The 6,558-nt window shown below is 66.8% G+C and carries 7 protein-coding genes and 1 pseudogene; all 8 read left to right on the plus strand.

What is annotated here, in order from left to right:
- Positions 1-11 precede the first annotated feature (11 nt).
- Positions 12-959 (plus strand): translation elongation factor Ts, encoded by a 948-nt coding sequence (tsf, locus tag EKM57_RS13115; protein ID WP_129792934.1) that lies wholly within the window; start codon positions 12-14, stop codon positions 957-959.
- Between the two features lie 88 nt (positions 960-1,047).
- Positions 1,048-1,788 carry a UMP kinase gene (gene pyrH / locus EKM57_RS13120; protein ID WP_129792935.1) on the plus strand — a complete coding sequence of 247 codons (741 nt, stop codon included), beginning with the start codon at positions 1,048-1,050 and terminating at the stop codon, positions 1,786-1,788.
- Complete coding sequence (gene frr / locus EKM57_RS13125) at positions 1,775-2,332, plus strand: ribosome recycling factor (protein WP_129792936.1); 558 nt, start codon at positions 1,775-1,777, stop codon at positions 2,330-2,332. Before pyrH ends, frr begins: the two co-directional genes overlap by 14 nt.
- A gap of 83 nt (positions 2,333-2,415) precedes the next feature.
- On the plus strand, positions 2,416-3,096 hold the full coding sequence (locus EKM57_RS13130) for an isoprenyl transferase (protein ID WP_256386892.1): 681 nt from the start codon (positions 2,416-2,418) through the stop codon (positions 3,094-3,096).
- Positions 3,093-3,923: a phosphatidate cytidylyltransferase gene (locus EKM57_RS13135; protein ID WP_243451033.1), complete on the plus strand. Its 831-nt coding sequence runs from the start codon at positions 3,093-3,095 to the stop codon at positions 3,921-3,923. The genes EKM57_RS13130 and EKM57_RS13135 overlap by 4 nt, the downstream gene beginning before the upstream one ends.
- Positions 3,920-5,086, plus strand: a complete 1,167-nt coding sequence (locus EKM57_RS13140) for a 1-deoxy-D-xylulose-5-phosphate reductoisomerase (protein WP_129792938.1) — start codon at positions 3,920-3,922, stop codon at positions 5,084-5,086. Before EKM57_RS13135 ends, EKM57_RS13140 begins: the two co-directional genes overlap by 4 nt.
- A complete protein-coding gene (gene rseP / locus EKM57_RS13145; protein WP_129792939.1) occupies positions 5,083-6,213 on the plus strand; it encodes an RIP metalloprotease RseP in 1,131 nt (376 codons plus the stop codon). The genes EKM57_RS13140 and rseP overlap by 4 nt, the downstream gene beginning before the upstream one ends.
- 79 nt (positions 6,214-6,292) lie before the next feature.
- Positions 6,293-6,558, plus strand: a pseudogene (locus tag EKM57_RS13150) (hypothetical protein); the annotation flags it as partial.

The following is a 6,558-nucleotide window of genomic DNA, read 5'->3' on the forward strand; positions in this document are numbered from 1 at the left end:
GGATATGAGACATGGCTGAGATCACGGTCGCCACGGTCAAGGAACTGCGCGAGCGCACCGGCGCCGGCATGATGGACTGCAAGAAAGCGCTGGGCGAGACCGGCGGCGACATGGAAGCCGCGATCGACTGGCTGCGCACCAAGGGCCTCGCTGCCGCCGCCAAGAAGGCGGGACGCGTCGCAGCCGAGGGTCTGATCGGTGTGGCCGTCGTCGGCACGATCGGTGCCGCGGTGGAGGTCAACAGCGAGACCGACTTCGTCGCCAAGAACGACCAGTTCCAGGATTTCGTGCGCAACACCGCTCAGATCGCGCTGGCCACCGGCGCCGACGTGGGCGAGCTTTCGCGTGCCCAATATCCCGGCCACGGCACCGTCGCCGAGATGCTGACCCACAATATCGCGACGATCGGCGAGAACCAGTCGCTGCGCCGCGCTGCCCGCATCGAAGTGGGCGACGGCGTGGTCGTGCCCTACGTCCACAATGCCGTCGCTCCCGGCCTCGGCAAGATCGGCGTGCTGGTCGCGCTCGAAAGCAAGGCCGACAAGGGCGAGCTCGAGACGCTCGGCAAGCAGCTTGCGATGCATATCGCCGCCGCCAATCCGCTCGCGATGCGCGGCGAGGATCTCGACGCGGAACTGGTCGAGCGCGAGCGGTCAATCGCTCAGGAGAAAGCGGCCGAATCCGGCAAGCCGGCGGACATCGTCGCAAAGATGGTCGAGGGCGCGCTGGGCAAGTTCCGCAAGGAGAACGCGCTGCTTTCCCAGCTCTTCGTCATGGACAACAAGACCCGGATCGAGGACGTGATCACGGCCGAGGCGAAGCGGCTCGGCACGGAGGTCACGCTGAACGGCTTCGTGCGCTTCCAGCTCGGCGAAGGGATCGAGCGCAAGGAGAGCGACTTCGCGGCCGAGGTCGCTGCGGCTTCCGGCGTCGGCAAGGCCGAGCCGGTCGCATCCTGAGGCGCCTTATCGCCTTGGCAGGGTGGCGCGCGCTCACTAAGGTGCGCGCCACCGCACTTTCTTGCCGACGTTCGGGAAATTGAGCCCCATGCCGCGCCCGCGCTTCAACCGTATCCTGCTGAAGCTTTCGGGCGAGGCGCTGATGGGCGAGGGCCAGTTCGGCATCGATCCCGACACCGTCGCCCGCCTCGCCGAAGAGATAAAGGCGGCGCGCGAGGACGGGCATGAGCTGTGCCTCGTCGTCGGCGGCGGCAACATCTTCCGTGGCCTTGCCGGCGCCGCCAAGGGGTTCGACCGCGCCAGCGCCGATTATATGGGCATGCTGGCGACGGTGATGAATGCGCTCGCCTTGCAGAACGCGCTCGAGAAGGCCGGCGTCGACACCCGCGTCCAGTCGGCGATTCCGATGGCGACCGTGTCCGAACCCTATATCCGCCGCCGCGCCGTCCGGCACATGGAGAAGGGAAGGGTGGTGATCTTCGCCGCCGGCACCGGAAACCCCTTCTTCACCACCGATACCGCCGCTGCCCTGCGGGCTGCGGAGATGGGCTGCGACGCCCTGTTCAAGGGCACCAGCGTCGACGGCGTCTACGATGCCGATCCCAAGCAGGTGAAGGATGCGAGGCGCTACGAGACGGTCACCTTCAACCAGGTCCTCTCGGACAATCTGAGGGTTATGGACGCGAGCGCCGTCGCCTTGTGCCGCGACAACAATATTCCGATCGTCGTGTTCAACATCCGCGAACGCGGCAACCTGGCCCGCGTGCTCGGCGGCGGCGGCACGGCGACCATCGTCCAGAATGAGGGAGGGATCCATGCCAAGCTATGACAAGGCCGATCTTCAGCGCCGCATGCACGGCGCCGTCGAGTCGCTGAAGCACGACCTGGGCGGCCTTCGCACCGGCCGCGCCTCGACCACCTTGCTCGATCCGATCCAGGTCGAGGTCTACGGCTCGAACATGCCCTTGAACCAGGTAGCGACGGTGTCCGCGCCGGAGCCGCGACTGCTTTCGGTGCAGGTCTGGGACCGCTCAAACGTCTCCTTGGTGGAGAAGGCGATCCGGAACGCCGACCTCGGCATCAATCCTGTCGTCGACGGCCAGAACATCCGGCTGCCGATTCCGGACATGACCGAAGAAAGGCGCAAGGAGCTCTCCAAGCTCGCGCACCAATATGCCGAGAAGGCGAAGATCGCAGTGCGCAATGTGCGTCGCGACGGCATGGACAATCTCAAGCAGGACGAGAAGAAGCACGAGATCAGCGAGGACGAACGCAAGCGCAGCGAGACGGACGTCCAGAAGCTGACCGACGAGGCGATCGCCGAGATCGATTCGATCCTCGCCGCCAAGGACAAGGAAATCCTGCAGCGGTGACCACGACCAGCACGGGCTCCAGGACCGCCGGCGCCGGGGCCCGGGCCGAAGGTAGCGGCTCGGAGGGCGCGGTCCCCCGTCACGTGGCCATCATCATGGACGGCAACGGCCGTTGGGCGAAGGCGCGCGGCCTGCCTCGCGCGGCCGGCCATCGCGCCGGGGCCGAGGCGGCGCGGGCAGCCGTGCGCGCCGCCGGCGAGGCCGGAGTCGAGTGCCTCACCCTCTATGCTTTCTCGTCGGAGAATTGGCGACGCCCGGCCTCCGAGATCAACGACCTGACGGCACTTCTGCGATTCTATGTGAAGAAGGAGTTCGAAAGCCTTCATCGCGAAGGCATTCGCCTCAAGATCCTCGGCGACCATACCGCCTTCGAAGCCGATGTGGCGCGGCTGGTCGACGACGCCGTCGCGCGAACTTCCGCCAACGAGCGGATGACCGTCGCGATCGCGCTCAATTACGGAGCGCGGGGCGAACTTGCGAACGCGATGCGACGGCTCGCCGCCGACGTGGCGCAAGGAAGGCTCCAGCCGGGCGACATCGACGAGACGCGGATAGAGGCGGCGTTGGACACCCATGACCTTCCGCCGCTCGACCTTCTGATCCGCACCTCAGGCGAGCAGCGGCTCTCCAATTTCCTGCTGTGGCAGGCGGCCTATGCCGAGCTATTGTTCATCGAGACCCTATGGCCGGATTTCGACGGCGACTCGATGCGCGCCGCTCTGCACGAATTCGCCCGCCGCGAACGGCGATACGGCGGTCTGTGAGCGACACCGGAGACAGGCTCGCGCGGTCGGACCTGCCGACCCGCTTCGCCGCCGGCGTAGCGATGATCGCGGTCGCGCTGGCCGCCACCTGGCTCGGCGGATGGCCGTTCCGCCTGCTGGCCGCCGGCGCCGCCGCGCTGATGCTGATCGAATGGGCCGACATGCACCGGGTGCCGAGGCTCTGGTCGCACGTCGGCGCGCTGCTGCTCGCGGCCCTTCTCCTCGGCTGGACCGAATATCTCTATCCCGCAGCCGAGGCGCCGCTATTCGCCGACTCCCAGACGCTGGCACCCAACTGGCTGGGCTTCGGCGGCGTCGCGCTCGCGGCGCTGGCGATCGGCCTGGTGAGCCGCCGTCTCGCCATGATCGGCGGGACCCTCTACGTCGGCATTCCCACGTTCGCGATGCTCAGCCTGGGCTGGGTGTGGGAGGTGCTGGTCTTCTGGGTGTTCGTCGTGACCTGGGCGACCGACATTTTCGCTTATTTCGCCGGGCGGACCATCGGCGGCCCCAGGCTCGCCCCGCGGATCAGCCCCAACAAGACCTGGGCCGGGATGGCCGGGGGGGTCGTCGGCGCCGCCTTGTTCGGCTGGCTCGCCGCCGACTTCTTCGAACTGGAATCGCTGTTCCGCTGGATCGGCGGCCCGATGGCGGTGGTCGCCCAGGCTGGCGACCTCTATGAAAGCTGGGTCAAGCGCCGCGCCGGCGTGAAGGACAGCGGTTCGATCCTGCCCGGCCATGGCGGCGTGCTCGACCGCCTCGACGGCCTGCTCGCCGTCGTGCTGGTCACGACCTTGCTGCTCATGGCGGGACTCTGGACCGAATGAGCGCGCGCCGCAGCGTAACCATTCTCGGTGCGACCGGCTCGGTCGGCCGTTCGACGCTCGACCTGATCGGACGTGATCCGGAGCGGTTCGAAATGGTCGCTCTGACCGCCGGCCGCGACGTCGAGGGGCTGGTCGAGCTGGCCAGGCGCTTCCGCCCGCGGCTCGCCGTCATCGGCGATGAAGGGGCGCATTCTCGCCTCTCCGACGGGCTCGCCGGGACCGGCATCGAGACGGCGGCAGGGGCAGAGGCGATCGTGGAGGCCGCGGGATCGGGCGCCGACTGGACCATGGCCGCCATCGTCGGCACCGCCGGCCTCAAGCCGGCTCTGCGTGCGCTCGAGGGTGGCGGGACCCTCGCCTTCGCCAACAAGGAGGCGCTGGTTTCGGCCGGCGAGCTGATGATGCGCGTCGCCACCGCCACGGGTGCGACCCTTCTCCCGGTCGATTCCGAGCATAACGCCATCTTTCAATGTTTCGACCGCGAGCGGCCGGGCAGCGTCCGACGGATCATTCTCACCGCCAGCGGCGGGCCGTTTCGCGAACGCAGCCGCGACGAGATGCGGCGCGTCACGCCCGCAGAAGCGGTCGCGCATCCGAACTGGTCGATGGGCGCCAAGATCTCGGTCGATTGCGCCACCCTGATGAACAAGGGACTCGAGCTGATCGAGGCCTACCACCTGTTCCCGCTCGGGATCGATGCCATCGACATCGTCGTCCACCCGCAGTCGGTGATTCATTCCCTGGTGGAATATGTCGACGGATCGGTGCTCGCCCAGCTGGGCGCGCCCGATATGCGCATCCCGATCGCCTATACGCTGGCCTGGCCGGACCGGATGGAGACTCCCTGCGAGCGGCTCGATCTGGTGAAGATCGGCTCGCTCGATTTCGAGGCGCCCGACGAGATCCGTTTTCCGGCGCTCGGCCTCGCGCGCGCAGCGCTGGCGCAGGGCGGCGCGAAGCCTGCCATTCTCAATGCCGCCAATGAGATAGGAGTCGCGTCCTTCCTTGAAAGTCGGATCGGTTTCCTCGATATCGCGGCTGTGGTCGGCGAAGTGCTGGCCGCTTGTGATCCGCCGGCGCCCACGTCGATAGACGAGGTGCTGGAGATCGATCGGCAAGCAAGAAGGGTGGCTGCCGAAATAGCAGGAAAGTTCTCCTTTTGAGCAGTCCGGGTTTCGCCTTCACCGTCTTCGCCTTCCTGCTCGTCATCGGGCCCCTCATCTTCGTTCACGAACTCGGCCATTATTTCGCCGGGCGTTGGTTCGGCGTGAAGGCGGAGACCTTCTCGATCGGCTTCGGGCGCGAGCTTTTCGGCTGGACCGACCGCCGCGGCACGCGTTGGAAGGTCGGCTGGCTGCCGCTTGGCGGCTATGTCCGCTTCAAGGGCGACATGAATCCGGCGAGCACGCCGTCCGACGACTGGCTGGCGCTGCCGGCGGAAGAGCGCGCCGAGACGTTCCAGTCGAAGAAAGTGTGGCAGCGCTTCATCATCGTACTGGCGGGGCCGCTGACGAACTTCCTCTTCGCCATCGTCGCCCTGATGATCATCTTCGCGGCGATCGGCTATCCGAGCAGCGCGGCCGTCGTCGGCGGAGTGCTCGAAGACAGCCCGGCGGCGAGTGCCGGCTTCCGCCCCGGCGACAAGATCGTCGAGGTGAATGGCGCCGGAATCGACACGTTCGCCGACCTCCAATCCTATGTCAGCCTTCGGCCCGACCAGCCGATGCGCTTCATCGTCGAGCGCGACGGGGCCGAGTTGGCGCTCCAGGCGACGTCGCGGGGCGAGGTGCTTCGCGACCAGTTCGGCAACGAGGCGCGGATCGGCCGGATCGGCGTAGCCCCCGGGTCGCTCGAATTCGCACCACTTCCGATCCACCGCCTGCCAGGTGCCGCCATCGACACGACCATCGATACGGTCGAGACGATGGTCGTGGCGCTTGGCCAGGTGATCACCGGCCAACGTTCGGTGAAGGAGTTGGGCGGGCCGCTGAAAATCGCCGAAGTGTCCGGCCAGCAAGCCAGCCTGGGCTGGTTGCCCTTCTTCTGGCTGATGGTGATCGTCTCAATTAATCTGGGATTCATCAACTTGTTGCCAATTCCCCTGCTGGACGGCGGGCACCTGCTTTTTTACGCGATCGAAGGCGTAAGGCGTAAGCCCCTGAAGCCGGAAGCCCAGGAATGGGCATTCAGGACCGGACTCGCGATGCTGTTGGCGCTGATGATCTTCGTTACTTTCAACGACCTGGCCTCATTTGGCCTCTTTACCAAGCTTGGCGGCTTGATCGGCTGACATTGTTGAGGCAGGGCGGGCGACGACAGGGTGACAGGCGGGCCCGGATTTGGGCTGCCACATCAAAGGGCGGGGACGCGTGACGGCCAACCAGGTATTTCCCAAGGGCAAACAATATTGCGCGGCCTTGCTCGTCGGCACGATGCTGGGCGGCCTCGCCGCGCCGGCCAGGGCCCAGACCGAGGCTCAGCCTGCCCAGCCTGCTCCGTCCGAGCAGCCGGCTCCAGCCCCGGCGCAGTCCGCCCCTGCGGCGTCGGGTCAGGCGACGGTTCCGTTCCTGCAGCCGCCTTCGCCGGCAGAGCCGACCCGCACGATCCGCAGCGTCACGGTTTCGGGCAACCAGCG

It is taken from the genome of Sphingosinicella sp. CPCC 101087 (genome assembly GCF_004151485.1).
GTDB lineage: Bacteria > Pseudomonadota > Alphaproteobacteria > Sphingomonadales > Sphingomonadaceae > Allosphingosinicella.